The sequence below is a fragment of the Lacicoccus kunmingensis DSM 17847 genome (assembly GCF_059568765.1).
Genome location: NZ_JCANUC010000005.1, coordinates 146,655 through 164,760 on the forward strand (window position 1 = coordinate 146,655; position 18,106 = coordinate 164,760).

The window sequence follows — 18,106 nt, forward strand, 5'->3', positions numbered from 1 at the left end:
AAATACCCCATTACTTTTAAAGTAATGGGGTTTAATTTACAATCTATGACAATCGTTAATTAAATTTTTAAATTATAGTTTAACAACGTTTGCAGCCTGTGGACCGCGGTCGCCTTCAACTACTTCAAATTCTACTGATTGACCTTCTTCAAGAGATTTGTAACCTTCTTGATTGATTGCTGAGAAGTGAACGAATACATCGTTTTCTCCTTCGATCTCGATAAAACCAAAACCTTTTTCTGCATTAAACCATTTTACTGTACCTTGTTTCATTAATTGTTCCTCCAAAAAGACTATATTACAATAGTGCATAAAATCATAACTCTGAAAAAATAGATTATCTAGTCTTTCTTTAATATGTTTCTATTGCCTATTGATATCTAAAGTATACTAGACAATGTACACTTTTGCAAACCCAATTTCATAAAATATTCATAATCTTCGGCACTTCCATAAAAGCGTTATCTTTCATGCATAATGGTGTATAAAATATTTGAAGATCTTCTTCACAGTCTTCACAATATTCGAGTTCACACGCATTATAAAATGCAATCAGATGGTACCTCCCCTTTTGATAAGTATGGTACTCTTCAGCCATCTGTTCAATTAGTTTTTCATAGTAATTTATCATGCTTATTTCAGAATTAAAATCTTTGATGTTAATTAACTCATTCTGCCATCCTTCAAATAGCCACCAACCTTCATAATCAGCTTTTAAAACGGCCACTTGATACATTTTTAAAACCCCTATCTATTATAATAAGATAATAGTCATATTATATACGCGAATAATTAGCAATATCAAGGAGAAGGTTTTATAATTATATATAAGAGGTGTGAATATGGAAGCAAAACTTATTACTTTAAGCGGAAGAGTACAAGGTGTAGGATTTAGATATCACAGTAAAATGATAGCTGATAAATACGGTATTACAGGTTATGCAAAAAATTTAACGGAAGATGTCGAAATCATGGCCCAGGGAGATAAAAAAGCTGTGGAAGAATTTATAGTGCAGGTTTCCAAAGGTGCCTCCCCCACTTCCAGGGTTGATGACTACACCGTCAAATCTGTTGAAACAGATACCGAATATAAAAAATTTAAAACATTATAATGATTGCAGGTGTTACAAATGAAATTTAAAATTTCACATTGGACTGCATCGATCGTTGCTGTGCCGGTTTCGATAGTGACCGGTTTAGTTTCTATGCTCGCTTTGGACATCCACCTTGTCTACGATGTGCTGGTCGGTGCAGGTGGATTTTTTGCAGCTTACCTGCCTACCCAATCTGTTAGCCAGAACAGGCAATTAAAAGAATACGGATTGACCAAAAGTGAATATAAGTATATTCAAAACCAGATGAAAGAAGCCAAAGAAAAACTGAATCGTCTCAGACAAAGCTACTATAATATTCGTACGTTAAAAGACGCGAAGTTGATATTTGATATTAACCGCATCGTAAAATCAATAATCAACACAGTAGAAGATGATCCAAAGGTATTTTATAACGTGCAGCAATTTTTCCACTCCAATCTGGATTCGGCAGTAAATACAATTGAGCAGTATTTATTCCTTTATAAGATGCCGGGAAAATCCAAAGAAGAAAAAATCAAACTGCATGAAACCCGTCTTTCCCTGTTAGAGCTTAAAAGAACGCTGCAGGCGAATTTATCTCATATGAACCGTTCGACTTATCAAAATCTCGAGGTAGAAAAAGAAATTATAAGTATGAATAAAAAAAGAACTGACAGAAAAATGCAACTCGATAATAATTTACATGAACAAAAAGTGAAATTTCCTAAAAAAGAACAGGAAAAAGTAAAAGTCCGTAGGAGTGAAAATAATGAATCAAGATAATAACAAAGATTTAAAAGATGAGCTGTTGAGTGATCCTTTCGCATCTTCCCAGGCTTCGGACCTCCCTTCTTTACAGCCTGAAAACCAGGAACCTGGACAGGATGGCAACAAAAGCGTATTGACGACATTCAAAGAGAGGTTCAGCGAAGATGATATGAAACGCATACAGGACATCAAGTCCAAGATTGAGCCATTGGATAATGATGCACTGATCACTTATGGATCGAATGCACAGCAGGCCCTCTCAAAATTTTCACATCAGATGCTGAATGAAGTGCAGTCCAAGGATGTCGGTCCTATCGGGGAAACATTGGAAAGTTTAATGAAGAAGTTGAAAGAAATAGACCCGGAGGAATTGACCAACGATAAGAAAAATATTATCAGCCGTTTATTCGGCCGTATGAAAAAGTCGGTCAATGAATTGATTTCAAAACATCAGAGTGTGGCCTCTCAAGTGGATCGTATCAGTATCCAGCTTGAACATGCAAAAGAAATTCTCGTAAAAGATGTTCATTTACTGGATAATCTATATGACCAGAATAAAGATTACTTCGATGCAATCAACATATACATCGCAGCTGCAGAGTTGAAAAAAGAAGAAATTGAAACTGAAGTTCTGCCTGCGCTGAGAGAAAAGGCAGACCAGTCCAGCAACCAGATGGATGTTCAGGATGTTAATGATATGATGCAGTACGTCAACCGTCTTGAAAAAAGATTACACGACCTGAAATTATCCAGACAGATCACTCTGCAATCTGCACCGCAGATTCGCATGATACAGAACATCAACCAGACACTAGCTGAAAAAATCCAAAGCTCGATTCTGACAAGTATACCATTATGGAAAAATCAGATGGCCATCGCTTTGACACTTCTAAGACAGGAGTCGGCTTCCAAAGCACAGCAGGCAGTAACAAACACGACAAATGACCTGCTGACTAAAAACTCTGAAATGCTTAAACAGAACTCTCTGAGAACAGCACGTGAAAACGAAAGAGGCATAGTAGACATAGAGACCCTTAAGACAACACAGGACAACCTGGTGACTACCATTGAAGAGACCTTACAGATTCAGGCTGAAGGTTCCCAAAAACGTAAGGAAGCTGAAACTGAACTTGTCCAGATGGAAGATGATTTGAAAACAAGATTGCTGCAGCTTAAAGAAGAACACAGATACTAAAATAATATAAATGAAAATCCGGAGCACCCGCTGATTTAGCGATGCTCCGGATTTTATTTTTAATCCTCTTGTCTTCTGTAAACCACTCTGGTTTTCGCAAAAATATCGTGAATAGCCTTTTTATCCTCCCTGACACCAATCATAACCGCTGATGCGATGACTGCCAGACCCAGTGTCGCTGCATAAAGAAACACTGTCAAAAAATCTCTGATGAACATCTGAAACAGTCGAACGTCTGCCCCGTCTTCATTGATGATTCTTATGCCGAGTGCGCGTTTGCCGATAGTATATCCAGTCCAGATGACCGGCAACAATACATAATACAGCAGTGACAAGACGCCTTCGAATGTTTGTACCACCATGCTTTCGGTGTTCAGTGAAAAAATGGCGATGAATAAAAATATTGTGACACCGATGATGATCATATCGATAATTCTTGCGCCTAAGCGTACCCAGAACCCTGCTCCATATTCCATACTCATACCACCCCTGCCTGATAAATTTGTTAGTTACCATGCTACAGGAAACAGCTGTATGTTAAAAGAGTTGCATAGCAAGATAAATGACAAATGTAACTGTGATACTGCTCAATAGGGTACTGTAAAGTACAATCTGCGCATGAAGCTCCGGTTCTACATCATATTCGAGCGCAAGTGTTGCTGTATTCCTGGATGTCGGAAATGCACTCGCAATCAGCAGTGACTGGGCAATTACTCCGTCTATACCGAGTGTGAATATTAATATCAGAGCGACAGCCGGCCCCATTATAAGTCTGCCTGCTAAGCTCCATGGAATCACTTTTTGGAATGATCTTATTTTAATACTTTCCAGTTGGGCACCGAGCAGAATCAATGCGAGTGCTCCAAACCCGCCTGCCAGCTGTTCTATCGGTACAAGCAGGAATGTCGGAATCGGTGCATCAAAGCCTTTAAAAATCATAGCTATGACCAGTGCATGGATTATTGGTAGCTTGAGTAAATCCTTAATCAGTTCAAAAATAGTTTTGGAAGTTGAAATCAAGTTATATAAACCGTAAGTGAATGTTAATAAGTTTTGTACTACAAGAACGATGATCTGTACTGATACTCCAAGCGGATTCGAACTGAAAACCAATTGACTGACAGGCAGGCCATAGTTCCCCGAGTTCATCAAGGATATGCTGTTTTTTAGCGCTGTCGCCTCTGCCTGTTCCAAATTCAACAACCGGCTGATGATGTTACTGAGAATGATTAAAATAGATATAAATAACGTCAGATATAAAAACAGTTGAATCACAAGGGAAAGATTAATTTCCGCATAGTAGATATTAATAAAAACTGCTGCGGGCATAAAACAGTATGTGACGAGATTGGCAATCGGTCTCAGTCTGAACTGGAACTTCTTCTGAAGAAGGAGTCCAATTCCAAGAAGAATTAAAATTGGGACGATAACGTCCATAAATACAGGAATGATATAGTTCAAATCAATTCATCTCTTTTCTATACCATAAGTTACCCTTATTATAACATTTATAGTTGATAAGTAATAATGATTGATGTATATGAAAAACTTATAACAAATGATAAAAAAGAAGAGAGCATATGCTCTCTTCCATGTAAAAGTTTTAAGTGTAAGATACTTTTTCTTTTTTCATGCCAATCAGATATCCGACGATATAGCCTATAATCAATATTGGAATCCATTCAAATGAAGTTTCAAATAACGGCAAGGCTTCCATGAAAGATAAATTTGCCCATTCATTTCTGTGAACAACAGCAAGTATACTCGTAATAATAATCAATACAATCGGGATTTGCAATGCCATTCTCGGTGATGGTACAAAGTAGGAAAATATTAACAAGAGTACAGAAGCCATCGCAATAGGATAAATGATGGACAGAACAGGAACACTTGTTGTAATCACCTGATCAAGACCCTGGTTTGCAAGACCGAATGAAATCAATGTGAATATGATGACAAACGCTCTGTAAGGGATTTTAGGTACTATGCTGTTGAAGTATTCACTTACCGCAACAATCAGACCTGCTCCGGTAGTTATACAAGCCAGCAGTACTATGAGCCCAAGCAGAAGCGCACCGAAACTTCCGTATGCATCTGATGAAATGAACGTCAGAAGGAAAGTTCCTACGTTCTGTTCGTCAGGAACTGCGCCAGCAAGATCCACTTTGTTACCCAACCAGCCTAGTGATACATAAACGAGACCAAGTAATAGTGCTGCAAGTGAAGCAGACTTGATTGTACCAAACAGTAAAGCTTTTCTGTCTTTAACACCTGTATTTCTAATAGCGTTTAAAACGATAACAGAGAAAGCAATGGCGGCTATAGCATCCATTGTCAGGTACCCTTCCTGGAAACCTGCAGTGAATGGAGCACCTGCATTAAAGTTTTCGTCTACCGTATTCACAGGATTTGATATGTACATGACAATGGCAGTACCGACAAGCAACAGTATTGAAATCAATAATAAAGGAGTTAGAACTTTACCTATACTGTCCGCCAAACTACCAGGATTCCAGCTTAAAGCAAATACTATTATGAAAAATATTACAGAAAATACTAGTAATGCAATAGCGCTCGGGGAATCAAGAAATGGGATAAGACTCATTTCATATGCCGTTGTTGCAGTTCTCGGAATCGCAAAGAACGGCCCGATAGTTAAATAAATGACTACCAGTAAACCAACTGCAAAAGCAGGATGAATTGCTTTCAAAGATTCTTTATAACCTTCTTTGGATATTGATCCGACAATAACACCCAATAATGGAAGACCTACTCCGGTAATGACGAAACCGAATATTGCCAACCAAAAATGCTCACCACTTACAAATCCAAGGCCAGGCGGGAATATTAAGTTACCTGCACCAAAGAACATTGCAAATAGCATAAAACCTACTACAAAAACATTCTTATTACTCATTTGCGAACCTCCGTATAAACTGAAATTATAGAACTAGTTTACACGATAAACCGAGCAATGTCCATAAGATTTAAAACTTTCAGATATTTGATAAATTTGGTAAGTACATAAACTATCTTGTAATCGATAATAAGATTTTATTCAGCAAATTAGCGGTTGCATCCGGTATTTTCTCAGCATGCTCCACAATGATGGTATTGTTGCCATAAATATCTTTGATGGAATCGATTGTCTGTTCATCATTGTCATGGTTGATAAAAACATTGATAACATTTATATTTTGTCTGTTCGCAATATTGACTGCTTCATGTGTATCTACAATTCCATTTTGGTTGTAATTTTCAGCACTTGGAAGCCCGTCTGAGAACATGATGATGAACTTATCGCTTTCGTTTTGATTTTCCAGCATAGAGATTTCATGCTTAAGTATGAAGCCGTCTCTGTTGTCCCCTGAAGATTCAATGCCAAGTATAGACACTGGGTAATAATATGAAGATTTTTCAAAAGACAAATGATCATAAATTTTATTAGGGAAATTATTAGGACTCACTTCGAAAGTGTCCTCATGATGTGAGATAATACGATGTTTGATCTTCAATGATTTCAGTATATGGTTGAAAACAATGACTGCTGAAATCGTCTCCTCAAGATGTGATTCCATGGAAAACGACTGGTCAATGACCAAAGTGAAAACAGCATCTATATCTACAGACTCAGAATCTTCTTTTATAAACAATTTATGACTGCCTTCTATCATTGGAATGACAGGGTTTTTCATCAACTTTCCACTGGATTGATGTTTCCGGATCTCATTACGTTTAAAATTAAGAAGCTGCTGTATGTCCCCGATTACTTTTTTAGTGAGTTCCCCATACCGGTTATAAAGTTGACGATATTTTTGATAATCATTCAGTTTTATTTTTGGCTGTGAAACTTCCAGAAGTGCATATTGATTTGTCGATGATAAATCCTTGAATTTATTACTGCCCGTATTTTTGCCGAAGCCTTCGTTAAATTCACTGACATCATCGTCATACATATTTATTTTCTTACTGTCGGATTTTTGAGAATTGACAGCCTCCCCGACTTCTCCCAGCACAGTCGCTTCTTTTGCTGCACCGCTTGTTTTAGTGTCTACGGTGCTTTTATCATCTTCATCCTCATGACTGGCATCCGAAGATATACTTTTCGAATCTTTTCTGTATTCATTATCCTTATTAAATTCATGAACATCACTGAATGACATATCATGTAAAGAAGTGACAGACAGAACGTCCAAATCAAAGTCATCAGCCAACTCTTTATAAATTTTTCTTGCCAGTAAGATGCTGTGTGATGTGGAATCAGATGAAAAATTGAATGTTGTTCCGTTAAACTCCATCACTTCTTCAAAATCTAATATTTTTAAGTTCATGAGATGTAAAAATTCATCTGCACTATTTTTAGTATTCTTTGAATAATTATTTTTTAAAATAAAATCACCGGGCTCTAACAGTTTCCTGATCACCGGTCTTTTTTCTATACTGTTTTTCCTGAGTCTTAAATATTCGATGGATAAAAATAATTGCTGCATCAGAGTGTTTTCACTCTTGAAAACATCATATTCAGCATAATCCAGAGTATCGACTGCAGTAAAATGTGTGAAAATATCATGCTTAAATCCATCCAATTCAGTGATGTCCGGACGATGTTTCCAAAACATACTGAAATTCATGACATTTTTCTTCGGATTGTAATACGAATGTTTTCGGACATTGACTGTTAAATTTGGATTTTCAAAAAGCAGACGCGCCAGATCCGTCAACTCCATCATATTTTTGGAGTCGACAAGTTCATCGTTAAATTTTATAAATGAATAACTCATATTTTAATCACAACTCAAAGTGTAGTTTAAAAGCATTATATATTGCCGTTTTTTCCTGATCGTTATCGAGTTTATCTATAACCGTTCTTTTTAGTGCCCTCGACTCTGTAATAAGAGTGGTTAAATCAGCGAGGTCGATCAGACTTCTGACACTTGAAGATTCTTTGGATATCTGTCCCTGTTTTGTCATAGTGACCAGGTCTTTATGAAATTCAGTCAGTTTTTTCAAAGTATCCTCATCATCCTGGATACTCTGGTTTTGCAGAATATCTAAAAGAGCATCATCTGAAACGTAATCAATTTCTACAATATTAAAGCGGTTGAGTAAAGCTTCATTCATAGGCATCGTTCCGGCATAACCGATATTTATGGCTGCGATGACCAGGAAGTTTTCATCAGCAACAATCTCTTCTCCCGTAAGTGGATTTGTGAGTGTTCTCCGGTAATCGAGTGCGGCATTTAGTATAGGCAATACTTCAGGTTTAGCCATGTTTATCTCATCAATGTATAGTATGAAACCATTTTTCATTGCCCGGACCACCGGCCCATCTACAAAAACGATCTCCTGTCTGTCCTCTTTATATTCGATTGTTTTAAAGCCGAGTAAAGCTTCGATATCTATATCGACGGAACAGTTGATGCTGACCATATCCTGTTTCAAATCAGAAGAAAGATCATCAGCCAGCCTGGTTTTTCCTGCACCTGTCGGTCCTTTTAATAACAGGTTCTTCCCTAGTTTTAAAATGTTCAGGGAATCCTCTTTAATGGTTGAATCTTCATGTTCAAACTTGTGTTTCTCCATATCAGCCGGTCACATCTTCAAAATAAGTTTTATAGTAACCGCCGACTTTTCCTGAATTATCTTTAACAAAAATATATTCTTCAGTTTCATTTACAACTGTATAAGTTTGTCCTTCAGTCAACATATCATTCACTTTGTATTTCTTGGCATCTGTATGTTTTACCTGAACTGTTCTTAAATTATTATCCTGCCATATTTCATGTAGCATCATTATCAAATCCCCATTTCTAATTAGTAAAGTCATTATATTTTAACATAAAAAAGCAAGATACCAGAAATAGTATCTTGCTTTGAATTTAAACTTAACCTTCCAACAGCAGATCTTCAGGGTTTTCAATCAGTTCCTTAATCGTTTTAAGGAAGTTTACTGATTCTTTACCATCAATCACTCTGTGGTCATAACTTAATGCAATGTACATCATCGGACGTACTTCAATTGAACCGTCAGGCATTGCAACAGGACGTTTTTGAATTGTGTGCATGCCCAGGATACCAGCCTGAGTACCGTTCATGATTGGTGTGGATAATAAGGATCCGAATACACCACCGTTTGTAATTGTGAATGAACCGCCTGTCATTTCATCAAGAGAAAGCTTTTTCTCAATTGCCTTATTCGCAAGACCGGCAATATCAGCTTCAATTTCAGCAAACGTTTTGCGGTCACAATTTCTCACAACCGGGACAACGAGTCCTTCATCAGTGGATACTGCGACACCAACATCATAGAACTGTTTGTAGATCATTTCATCGCCATCAATCTCAGCGTTGACTGCAGGGTATTGTCTAAGTGCAGCAACAGATGCCTTAGTGAAGAATGACATGAAACCAAGACGCATACCATCATGTTTTTCCTGGAACGATTCTTTTTTACGTTTTCTGAGTTCCATTACATTTGTCATATCCACTTCATTGAAAGTTGTCAACATTGCTGTATTCTGCTTAACTTCATGTAAGCGTTTGGCAATCGTTTGACGGCGTCTGGACATTTTTTCTCTGATTACCGGTTTTTCAGGCTCTGTGTTTGCAGATTTCTGTTCTTGTTTCTCTTCAGACTTCTTGCTGCTTGATTTTTGGTTTTCCTGAGATGCTTCGTGGTTTTCTACATCCTGGGAACGGACATGTCCTCTAGGATCTCCGGCATTGATTTCTTTAAGTGAAAGTCCTTTTTCTCTTGCAAGTTTTCTTGCAGCAGGAGAAGCGATGATACGGTCTGAGCCTTCTTCAGTATCACCGGAGTCATCATTTTCTTTTGATTCCTTTGGCTCTTCTTTGGACTCGGATTTTGGTTCATCATCTTTGGAAGACTCCTCTTTCTTATCTTCCTTATCTTCTTTTTTATCATCTGAAGATGATGCTTCACCATTTGCATCTACAACTGCAACCACTTGTCCAACTTCGACAGTGTCACCTTCTTCTGCCTTCAATTCTGTAATTACACCAGATTCTTCACTGATAACTTCGACGTTGACTTTATCAGTTTCAAGCTCTAATATATTTTCACCCTGCTCTACAGAGTCACCTACACCTTTTAACCATGACGCAATTGTTCCTTCTGAAATTGATTCAGCTAATTCAGGTATTTTTACTTCAGCCATTATTCATCCTCCTGCACTTTCATTGCATTTTCTATAATATTTTGTTGAATCTTTTTGTACGTTTCGCCGTCACCTTCAGCTGGTGATGATGAAACCGGACGGCCAATATATGACCTTTTTACATTTGGTGGTAGAATATCAAGGATTTTTGGCAGTACAGAGCTGTACGCACCCATGTTTTTCGGTTCTTCCTGTACGAATCTGACTTCGTCAAGATTCTCAATGCTGTCAAGAACCTCTTTTATCTCTTCACTTGGGAATGGATAAAGCTGTTCGATTCTGATAAGAACGATTTCTTCAGGGTTATTGTCCTTTTGATAATTCAAAAGGTCTACAGCCATCTTACCATGTGCCAGAAGCACTTTTTTAACCTTGGACTTATCATGTTTTTCGACAATTATTTCTCTGAAATGATTGCCTATGAATTTATCTACAGGGTTACTTACAAGCTGATTTCTGAGTAAGCTTTTCGGTGACATGACTACCAGAGGTCTCATCTTATCAGTATTCAGGTATTTTGCCTGTCTTCTCAATAAATAGAAGTAGTTTGCGGTACTTGTCAGATTGACTACTGTCATATTCTGATTTGCTCCCAAATGCAGGAATCTTTCAAGTCTTGCACTTGAATGCTCTGGGCCGGAGCCTTCCTGACCGTGTGGCAGGAACAGTGTAAATCCACTTGTTTCCCCCCATTTGGCATTACCGGATGACATGAAGTTATCAAAGTAAACTTGTGCCATGTTGGCAAAGTCACCGTACTGTGCTTCCCAGATGACAAGAGAATCTTTATTTTCAACATTATATCCATAATCAAAGCCAACAACTGCTGCCTCAGATAAAGGAGAGTTATGAATATCAAATGTTGCTTTTACATCTGGTACATGATGCAGTGGAATGTATTCCTCACCATTCTCCGAGTCGTGAAGTACTGCATGCCTATGAGCAAATGTGCCTCTTTGGGAGTCCTGTCCGGTCAATCTGATCGGTGTACCATCCTGGTTGATCGTGGCAAATGCGAGAGCTTCTGCATGTGCCCAGTCCACCAGTGCCGAATCATCTTCGAAAGGAAGTTTGCGGCGATCAAGCACCTGTTTTAATTTCTTGAATACTGTAAAACCTTCCGGATACTCGAATAAGGCATCATTGATTTCTTTTAATCTGTCGCGGGTGATTTCAGGTTCCGGTTCATTTTCCAGACCTTCCTGAATTGTTTCAGGCACCTCGATTTCGGATTTGATGACAGTATCACTCTTATCAATTTTATCATGTGCAGCACGCATTTCTTTTTGTGCATCTTCTATGATATCTTGTTTTTCTTCTTTTGAAATGATTTTCTCGTCAACCAGCTGATTGCCGTATATATGCTCAATTGTATCGTGAGCTTTCACTTCTTTATAGAGCATCGGATTGGTTGTGCTCGGTTCATCCATTTCATTATGGCCGTATCGACGGTATCCGATTAAATTGATAACTGCATCTTTATTGAATTCCTGACGATATTTAAGAGCGAGTTCAATCGTTCTGAGTACATGCTCCGGCTTGTCTGCGTTCACATGAAATACCGGCAGATTAAAACTTAATGCAGCATCTGACGCATGGTCAGTTGAACGGGCATCGAATTCTTCAGTTGTAAAGCCGACTCTGTTATTGGCGACTATATGAATAGAACCGCCTGTTGTGTAGCCGTCCAATTTGCCAAGGTTCAGTGACTCAAAGACCACACCTTGTGCAGGAAATGCAGCATCACCATGGACTAAAACAGCCAAAGAGCGGTTGAAATCCAGGTTTGGCAGGCCGTTATGGTCAGTATCTTCCTGATCGGCTCTTGTTTTCCCTTGAACAACAGGACTTACAACTTCAAGGTGACTCGGGTTGTTTGCCAGCGTAATCTGCTGGTCAATTCCATTGTCGGTTCTCAACTTCGATCCGCCGAGGTGATATTTAACATCACCGACCCATCCGGATGTCAGCGATAATGAATTATCTTCCGGCAGGAATTTCATCGGATCAGTGTGCATGAATTCACTGAGCATCATTTCATATGGTTTTTCCAAAATATGAGTCAGTACATTCAAACGTCCTCTGTGAGCCATACCAATTTGAAGATTCGGAATATTTTCCTTAGCCATCAGCTTCAATAAATGTTCGAGCATAGGCACCATGGTATCCAGACCTTCAATGGAGAAACGCTTCGCTCCGACAAAGTTTTTATGAAGGTATTTTTCAAATCCTTCAACTTTTGATAGTACTCTGAACAGTTCGATTTTTTCATCTGATTTCATATTGACTTCATCTTGATTTTCAATTGTTTCTTTAAGCCACTGTCTTTCTTTTGAATCATTGATATGCATGAACTGGTAGGCAATAGGTCCCGTATAGACTTCATACAAGTGATTGAAAGCTTCGCTTGCGTTGTCATATAACGATCCTAAGTGGGGACTTACCAGTGAAGCAGGTACATTCTTCAATAATTCATCTGAAATACCGTGTTCTTTAAAGTCTAAAGAAGGTTTATTTTTAATCTCTGGTTCATATACAGGATAAATATCGGCTTCCAAATGACCGAACAGACGAATTTCGTCCAAAAGACGTAACATACCCTTTACATTTTGTTTCGCATCCTGACTTAAACTACCATCTTGCGATGTTCCTAGACTTTCAAACAATGTGCGCATTTCTTCACTGACATTGTTTGGATTTTCTAAATAAGAATCATGAATATCAAGGATTAAACCAAGATTCATTCCGAATCTCATTGGAGCCTCTTCATAGGCTTTCCCTTCCATCTTTGCAGCACCTCTTTAGTTTTATATGTTTTATATATTATACATTCCCATTTTAGCACTACTTAATGCTATTTTAAAGGCGTCAACTTTATGAATTACCTTCATTTAAAGGGAATCTGATAATAACTTTTGTAAAATTTCCTTCTTCACTTTCAAACCATACTCTGCCCTGATAGTTTTCAATCAGTTTTTTTCCGATTGATAATCCCAGACCATTACCGCCCTGTTGTCGGCTTCGTGATTTGTCTACTCTGTAAAATCTGTTGAAAACATTTTCAAGGTCTTCTCCAGGTATGCCTATACCATGGTCCATAATTATAATATCAAAATAATCAAGATATTTTTTTGTTTTAGTAATGATGTATTTATACTCTGTGTCATATTTTACAGCATTATCTAGGAATATAAGCAATAATTGCTCTAAATGATGATTGTTAATCTTAAACGGTATCGACTCGTCCGAATGTTCGACGGCAAAATGATAATCCGGATGTATCTTTCTCATACTGTCCACCCGTGAATTGATCTCATCCACGATATTGACGGTTTCAATTTCTTCCAGCTGTCTCGGATTATTTTTGGTCAACAGTAATAACTCTTCAACCAGCTTATTGATACGGTGCAGTTCATCTATTGATATATTCAGAGACTCTTCCAGAATTTTTGGATCATTTTTCCCCCACCTGTTGATGAGCTTCAAATGTCCCTGGATAATCTGTAACGGTGTCCTGAGTTCGTGAGAAGCATCTTCCACAAATTGTTTCTGCTGATTGAATGATTCTTCGAGAGAATCCATCATATTATTGAACGACGTAACCATATAATCGGTTTCTTCGGTATCGGTGGATAATGAAAGCCGCTCGGACACACCTTCCCCCTCTATTCTTTTCAACTGATTTGCAATACTTCTGATTGGTTTAACCATTTGAGTAGAGAAGAAATAACTAACTATTGAAGTGAACAAAATTGAAAGAAAACCGATAATCAAAGCGATAAGCACCATCGTACGAATAATCAGATAATAGTTATCAAGTGGATGAATTACTGTTAAGTACCCATTCCAGTACATTGTATCGATATTTGAACGGCCAACCAGGAAATTTCCATCATCGCTTTCAAGAGACGTAATCACTTTATCACTGACAGGTATAAATTCTATCGGCAGATCACTCAACTGATTTGTCGGCTCTGTAGAAACTATATTTCCACTGCGTGTATAAAGAATCATTGTCTGTTCATCATAAAGACTCGTGATAATATCATTTCTTGAAATCGTGTTGATCGGCTGCGTTTCATAAATATGCTGAAGCTCTTCAAGACTTCTGTCCAGCGCCCTTTCTTCCAGGTCTTTTAAATAAAGACTTGTAAAGTAAATTAAAAGAGTACTGAATATCAGGTAGGTAAATGATATTATCAGCGTGGATAACCTCAGCCATTTATACTTTAAGGAGTTTCTGTTCATGTTCTTATCACGTACCCGACTCCCCGTACGGTTTCAATCACTTTGTGTTTGTTAAAAGGCTTGAGTTTATTCCGTAAATATCTTATATAGACATCTACTACATTGGTTTCCACTTCACTGTCATAACCCCAGACGTGTTCCAATATCTGTTCACGCCTCAGAACAATACCTACATTTTTCATAAGCAGATAAAGCAGTTCATACTCAGTTTTGGTCAGCTCCAATTCACTATCCTCAATTGTCACTTTGTAAGCTGAAATATCGACTGAAATGCCGTGAAGTGAAAGTATTTTATTATGATTTGTTTCCGGATCATCCGTTCTTCTCAACATGACACGGATGCGTGCCAGAAGCTCTTCAATTTCGAACGGTTTTACTATGTAGTCGTCGGCACCATAGTCCAACCCAACCACTTTGTCATACGTTTCACCTTTGGCGGTGATCATAATAATCGGTGTATTTTTCGATTTGCGGATTCTGCGGCATACTTCAAGGCCATTTAAAGCAGGCAGCATCAAATCCAGCAGGATGCAGTCATAATTATAGTTCAACGCTTTGTCGAGACCATCTTCACCATCAGCACTCAATGTCACCGAGTACCCTTCATGAGTCAGCTCGAGTTCTATAAAACGCGCTAAATTAAGCTCATCCTCTATAACCAAAACATGCTTCACTTCATTCACTTCCTTTGTGCTATCATACCACTTTTTATTTATATGAAAAATAAAAAACACATAATATGAATTATGTGTCAGCTTGCCGTGAAATCAGGCATATCCAGCATATAACTCTGCTGTTTGATCATTAAATTTTTCTTTATATCTGACCACTCATCATCAATGATGGAATAGACGATTAAATTACGCGGAACACCGTGAAGTTTGCGTTCCTTTCTCAATATACCCTCTTTAGTAAATCCGAGTCTTTCAACTGCGCGGTGACTTCTGACATTTCTTTCATCCACTCTGATCTGCACCCTCATCATTTTCAAAGTTTCAAAGCAGAACTCCAGTAGAAGGAATTTGCTGTCAGAGTTAACAAAGGAGCGCTGTGCTTTAGTTCCGAACCATGTTGCACCTATTTCACAGCTCTGCCGTTCATAGTCAATGTATTGTATTCTGGTGCTGCCGACCACTTCTCCAGTACTTTTCAATATAACTGCAAAAGGTATGCTTTCCAATTGATTTCTCAGTTCTATGGCACTTTGTATCCATTCTGTCATCAGCGGCAGTGTAGTTGCCTGGAACAACATATATGACCATATGCTTTCATGGTTGATATCCTGCAGTTCATTTGCATGGCTCAACTGAAGGGGGACGAGCCCGATTCTTTCATTTCCCAGCGTAATGGATTCGTATAGATTTACAGCCATTTGAAATCACCTTCTTTACAATTATATAATGCAGATTAATTATAATTGCGTAAATGAAAAATGGCAATGCAAAAGTGTTTGCACTGCCATTCCATTAAACATATTGAGTTTTCTTAAATTTGTTGTGCAGCAGATAGCTGGTACCTGCAACTACAGCTGTACCGATTGTAATGCCCGCAATGATATCCGTCGGATAATGAACACCAAGATATACCCTTGATGATGAAATCATTAAAATAAAGAAAGCACATAAAGCATATAATACGCTTTTGTTATTCAAAGAGGTCTTATTAATAATCGCCATCAGAGAACCGAAGAAGATCGTTGAACCTGTGGCATGGCCACTTGGAAAACTGAAACCTGAGATGTCTATCAATCTTAATAAAGAAGGTCTTTCTCTGTCGAAAGCATTTTTCATCACAGGAATCATAATACTGCTTGTCATCATCGAAATAATTAAAAACAGTGTATGAAATTTAAGTTTATAAAGCATCAATATGGCAATCATGATAACCGAGAGTATTACCATCGAAAGGACTTCTCCTATTTGAGTGAAGCCGAGCATGAACGCAGTCGTGATGAAGCTTTCAGAAGCGTAGATGAATTCATATACTTCTCTGTCAATCCACTGCCCAAGTCTCGATTCATGGAAAACAGCTATAACACCGAATATTAATGTAAAGACCAGGAACAATGATAGTTTTTTTATACGGCTCACTAAACTTCCTCCTCATTTAGCAGCTTGGACACCAGTGTATCGGGTTTAAACCCGCCGGTATATTTCTTCATGTTCATAATGATATCATGACGGGAGTCATTAATATCGTTAACAGCAGCATTGAAATTCTGAAGAGTCAAATGCTCTTCCTGAATGACTTTTGCGTAGCCATGCTCTTCAAAGTACTGGGCGTTCTCCAACTGATCTCCTCTGCTTTGAGTAAGTGGTAATGGTACAAGTATCATCGGTTTTTTATTTAAAAGCAATTCATAAATGGCGTTTGCCCCACTGCGGCCGATGACGATATCTGAAATACTTATAAAATGAGCGAGTTCCTCCCTGACAAATTCAAATTGAATATAATCTTTTTGATGCGTCAGGCTTTCGTCTATATTATCTTTGCCGCAAAGATGAATGATTTGAAATTTCTCTGTCAGAGTATCAATGTTTTCCCTGACAAACTCATTTATAGATTTGGATCCCAGCGAACCGCCCATAAACATTAGAATAGGCTTTTCAGAGTTGAAACCCGATAATTCATAACCTGTTTCGCTGTTGCCACTCATTAATTCCTCTCTGATGACCGGCCCTAAGTATTCAGTTTTCTCTTTAGGAAGATAATCGATCGTTTTTTGGAATGTAACATAACACTTAGTGGCAAATTTTGTTGAAATTTTATTTGCGAGCCCCGGCGTCAAGTCAGATTCATGAATATAAACGGGGATTTTCAAAGATTTAGCGGCCAGTACAACTGGAACGCTGACAAAACCTCCTTTAGAAAATACTAAATCAGGCTTTTCCTTTTTTAATATTTTGCGGGCATCGAATATACCTTTTGTAACTTTGAAAATATCCTTCAAATTTTCAAATGAAATATATCTTCTTAATTTACCGCTGGAAATATTACGATACCTTATTGAAGTTGAACTTATAATTTCTTTTTCAATACCATTTTTTGAACCGATGTAGACGGGTTCTACATTGTTATTTTGAAAACTGGGAATAAGTAATTTATTCAGCATGACGTGACCCACTGTTCCGCCGCCGGTTAAAATAACCTTTCTTTTTGAAGATTTCATAATAACCTCCATTTTCTCTTTATGATATAACTTTAAACCATTTGGAGTTTTGGCACAATAAAAGTCGCACAAAAAATTTGGCTCTATAATAAATACGGTTGATGACTGAAATGTCATAGACCGTATTTTTATGGGTTTTGAAAACCCCCTGCTATGCGGGGGGTTCCAAAGAGCTTCCAGCGTGGTATAAAAAAAGGTCCTCGACTATGCTACTATGGAGTTGGTTTCCCGACCACTCCACAAGACATAGGAGGACAGCCCAGTGAAGGACAACAACAGTTTAGCACACACATCATGGAAATGTAAGTATCATATCGTGTTTGCCTCGAAGTACCGGAGACAGATTATATACGGCAAATACAAACGCAGCGTAGGAGAGATCATCAGAGAACTATGTGATCGAAAAGGTGTGACGATTCATGAAGCGAATGCCTGTTCAGATCATATACACATGCTGGTGAGCATTCCACCCAAA

General features: G+C 38.0%; 19 protein-coding genes. 4 read left to right on the forward strand and 15 right to left on the reverse strand.

Features of this window, described 5'->3' with window-relative positions; genetic code table 11:
• Positions 1–72: 72 nt before the first annotated feature.
• Both cspA and BO48_RS07495 read right to left on the reverse strand, forming a co-directional pair.
• Complete coding sequence (gene cspA, locus BO48_RS07490) at positions 73–273, reverse strand: cold shock protein CspA (RefSeq protein ID WP_017548994.1); 201 nt, start codon at positions 271–273, stop codon at positions 73–75.
• A 148-nt stretch (positions 274–421) separates the two neighbouring features.
• On the reverse strand, positions 422–736 hold the full coding sequence (locus BO48_RS07495; RefSeq protein ID WP_496366803.1) for a DUF1033 family protein: 315 nt from the start codon (positions 734–736) through the stop codon (positions 422–424).
• A gap of 106 nt (positions 737–842) precedes the next feature.
• Here BO48_RS07495 and BO48_RS07500 point away from each other — a divergent pair, with 106 nt between their 5' ends.
• Genes BO48_RS07500 through BO48_RS07510 form a run of 3 tightly spaced genes read left to right on the forward strand, consistent with a single transcriptional unit; the run spans position 843 to position 3,036 of the window.
• Positions 843–1,112 carry an acylphosphatase gene (locus tag BO48_RS07500; RefSeq protein WP_496366804.1) on the forward strand — a complete coding sequence of 90 codons (270 nt, stop codon included), beginning with the start codon at positions 843–845 and terminating at the stop codon, positions 1,110–1,112.
• Positions 1,113–1,130: 18 nt separating this feature from the next.
• Positions 1,131–1,856, forward strand: a complete 726-nt coding sequence (locus BO48_RS07505) for a 5-bromo-4-chloroindolyl phosphate hydrolysis family protein (RefSeq protein ID WP_496366805.1) — start codon at positions 1,131–1,133, stop codon at positions 1,854–1,856.
• On the forward strand, positions 1,843–3,036 hold the full coding sequence (locus tag BO48_RS07510) for a toxic anion resistance protein (protein ID WP_496366806.1): 1,194 nt from the start codon (positions 1,843–1,845) through the stop codon (positions 3,034–3,036). Before BO48_RS07505 ends, BO48_RS07510 begins: the two co-directional genes overlap by 14 nt.
• 59 nt (positions 3,037–3,095) lie before the next feature.
• Here the strand turns inward: BO48_RS07510 and BO48_RS07515 are convergent, their stop codons facing one another.
• The 13 genes from BO48_RS07515 to murG form a co-directional block, all read right to left on the reverse strand.
• Positions 3,096–3,512 carry an RDD family protein gene (locus tag BO48_RS07515; protein ID WP_496366807.1) on the reverse strand — a complete coding sequence of 139 codons (417 nt, stop codon included), beginning with the start codon at positions 3,510–3,512 and terminating at the stop codon, positions 3,096–3,098.
• A 61-nt stretch (positions 3,513–3,573) separates the two neighbouring features.
• Positions 3,574–4,473 (reverse strand): AEC family transporter, encoded by a 900-nt coding sequence (locus tag BO48_RS07520; RefSeq protein WP_496366808.1) that lies wholly within the window; start codon positions 4,471–4,473, stop codon positions 3,574–3,576.
• 166 nt (positions 4,474–4,639) lie between these two features.
• Entirely contained in the window at positions 4,640–5,953 is a 1,314-nt protein-coding gene (brnQ, locus tag BO48_RS07525) for a branched-chain amino acid transport system II carrier protein (RefSeq protein ID WP_496366809.1), read from the reverse strand.
• Between the two features lie 112 nt (positions 5,954–6,065).
• Entirely contained in the window at positions 6,066–7,817 is a 1,752-nt protein-coding gene (locus tag BO48_RS07530) for a vWA domain-containing protein (RefSeq protein WP_496366810.1), read from the reverse strand.
• Positions 7,818–7,824: 7 nt separating this feature from the next.
• Positions 7,825–8,619 carry an ATP-binding protein gene (locus BO48_RS07535; RefSeq protein WP_496366811.1) on the reverse strand — a complete coding sequence of 265 codons (795 nt, stop codon included), beginning with the start codon at positions 8,617–8,619 and terminating at the stop codon, positions 7,825–7,827.
• Between the two features lies 1 nt (position 8,620).
• Positions 8,621–8,827, reverse strand: coding sequence for a DUF6501 family protein (locus BO48_RS07540; RefSeq protein WP_496366828.1), 207 nt, complete (start codon positions 8,825–8,827; stop codon positions 8,621–8,623).
• A gap of 94 nt (positions 8,828–8,921) precedes the next feature.
• Positions 8,922–10,214, reverse strand: coding sequence for a 2-oxoglutarate dehydrogenase complex dihydrolipoyllysine-residue succinyltransferase (gene odhB, locus BO48_RS07545; protein ID WP_496366812.1), 1,293 nt, complete (start codon positions 10,212–10,214; stop codon positions 8,922–8,924).
• Positions 10,214–13,000 (reverse strand): 2-oxoglutarate dehydrogenase E1 component, encoded by a 2,787-nt coding sequence (locus tag BO48_RS07550; protein WP_496366813.1) that lies wholly within the window; start codon positions 12,998–13,000, stop codon positions 10,214–10,216. The genes odhB and BO48_RS07550 overlap by 1 nt, the downstream gene beginning before the upstream one ends.
• A gap of 88 nt (positions 13,001–13,088) precedes the next feature.
• Positions 13,089–14,462: a sensor histidine kinase gene (locus BO48_RS07555; RefSeq protein WP_496366814.1), complete on the reverse strand. Its 1,374-nt coding sequence runs from the start codon at positions 14,460–14,462 to the stop codon at positions 13,089–13,091.
• Positions 14,459–15,136, reverse strand: a complete 678-nt coding sequence (locus tag BO48_RS07560) for a response regulator transcription factor (protein ID WP_496366815.1) — start codon at positions 15,134–15,136, stop codon at positions 14,459–14,461. The genes BO48_RS07555 and BO48_RS07560 overlap by 4 nt, the downstream gene beginning before the upstream one ends.
• A gap of 77 nt (positions 15,137–15,213) precedes the next feature.
• Positions 15,214–15,834, reverse strand: a complete 621-nt coding sequence (locus BO48_RS07565; protein ID WP_496366816.1) for a GNAT family N-acetyltransferase — start codon at positions 15,832–15,834, stop codon at positions 15,214–15,216.
• A gap of 94 nt (positions 15,835–15,928) precedes the next feature.
• Positions 15,929–16,552, reverse strand: coding sequence for a phosphatase PAP2 family protein (locus BO48_RS07570; protein ID WP_496366817.1), 624 nt, complete (start codon positions 16,550–16,552; stop codon positions 15,929–15,931).
• Positions 16,552–17,631: an undecaprenyldiphospho-muramoylpentapeptide beta-N-acetylglucosaminyltransferase gene (gene murG, locus BO48_RS07575; protein ID WP_496366818.1), complete on the reverse strand. Its 1,080-nt coding sequence runs from the start codon at positions 17,629–17,631 to the stop codon at positions 16,552–16,554. Before murG ends, BO48_RS07570 begins: the two co-directional genes overlap by 1 nt.
• Before the next feature lie 262 nt (positions 17,632–17,893).
• Between murG and tnpA the strand changes: the two genes are divergently transcribed.
• Positions 17,894–18,106 (forward strand): IS200/IS605 family transposase (tnpA, locus tag BO48_RS07580; RefSeq protein WP_496366819.1); only part of this gene is annotated, 213 nt, incomplete at its 3' end.

Bases quoted from the DNA above. Each gene is read 5' to 3' on its own strand.
- cspA (WP_017548994.1), bottom strand. From the start codon at position 273: ATGAAACAAGGTACAGTAAAATGGTTTAATGCAGAAAAAGGTTTTGGT.
- BO48_RS07495 (WP_496366803.1), bottom strand. From the start codon at position 736: ATGTATCAAGTGGCCGTTTTAAAAGCTGATTATGAAGGTTGGTGGCTA.
- BO48_RS07500 (WP_496366804.1), top strand. From the start codon at position 843: ATGGAAGCAAAACTTATTACTTTAAGCGGAAGAGTACAAGGTGTAGGA.
- BO48_RS07505 (WP_496366805.1), top strand. From the start codon at position 1,131: ATGAAATTTAAAATTTCACATTGGACTGCATCGATCGTTGCTGTGCCG.
- BO48_RS07510 (WP_496366806.1), top strand. From the start codon at position 1,843: ATGAATCAAGATAATAACAAAGATTTAAAAGATGAGCTGTTGAGTGAT.
- BO48_RS07515 (WP_496366807.1), bottom strand. From the start codon at position 3,512: ATGGAATATGGAGCAGGGTTCTGGGTACGCTTAGGCGCAAGAATTATC.
- BO48_RS07520 (WP_496366808.1), bottom strand. From the start codon at position 4,473: ATGGACGTTATCGTCCCAATTTTAATTCTTCTTGGAATTGGACTCCTT.
- brnQ (WP_496366809.1), bottom strand. From the start codon at position 5,953: ATGAGTAATAAGAATGTTTTTGTAGTAGGTTTTATGCTATTTGCAATG.
- BO48_RS07530 (WP_496366810.1), bottom strand. From the start codon at position 7,817: ATGAGTTATTCATTTATAAAATTTAACGATGAACTTGTCGACTCCAAA.
- BO48_RS07535 (WP_496366811.1), bottom strand. From the start codon at position 8,619: ATGGAGAAACACAAGTTTGAACATGAAGATTCAACCATTAAAGAGGAT.
- BO48_RS07540 (WP_496366828.1), bottom strand. From the start codon at position 8,827: ATGCTACATGAAATATGGCAGGATAATAATTTAAGAACAGTTCAGGTA.
- odhB (WP_496366812.1), bottom strand. From the start codon at position 10,214: ATGGCTGAAGTAAAAATACCTGAATTAGCTGAATCAATTTCAGAAGGA.
- BO48_RS07550 (WP_496366813.1), bottom strand. From the start codon at position 13,000: ATGGAAGGGAAAGCCTATGAAGAGGCTCCAATGAGATTCGGAATGAAT.
- BO48_RS07555 (WP_496366814.1), bottom strand. From the start codon at position 14,462: ATGAACAGAAACTCCTTAAAGTATAAATGGCTGAGGTTATCCACGCTG.
- BO48_RS07565 (WP_496366816.1), bottom strand. From the start codon at position 15,834: ATGGCTGTAAATCTATACGAATCCATTACGCTGGGAAATGAAAGAATC.
- murG (WP_496366818.1), bottom strand. From the start codon at position 17,631: ATGAAATCTTCAAAAAGAAAGGTTATTTTAACCGGCGGCGGAACAGTG.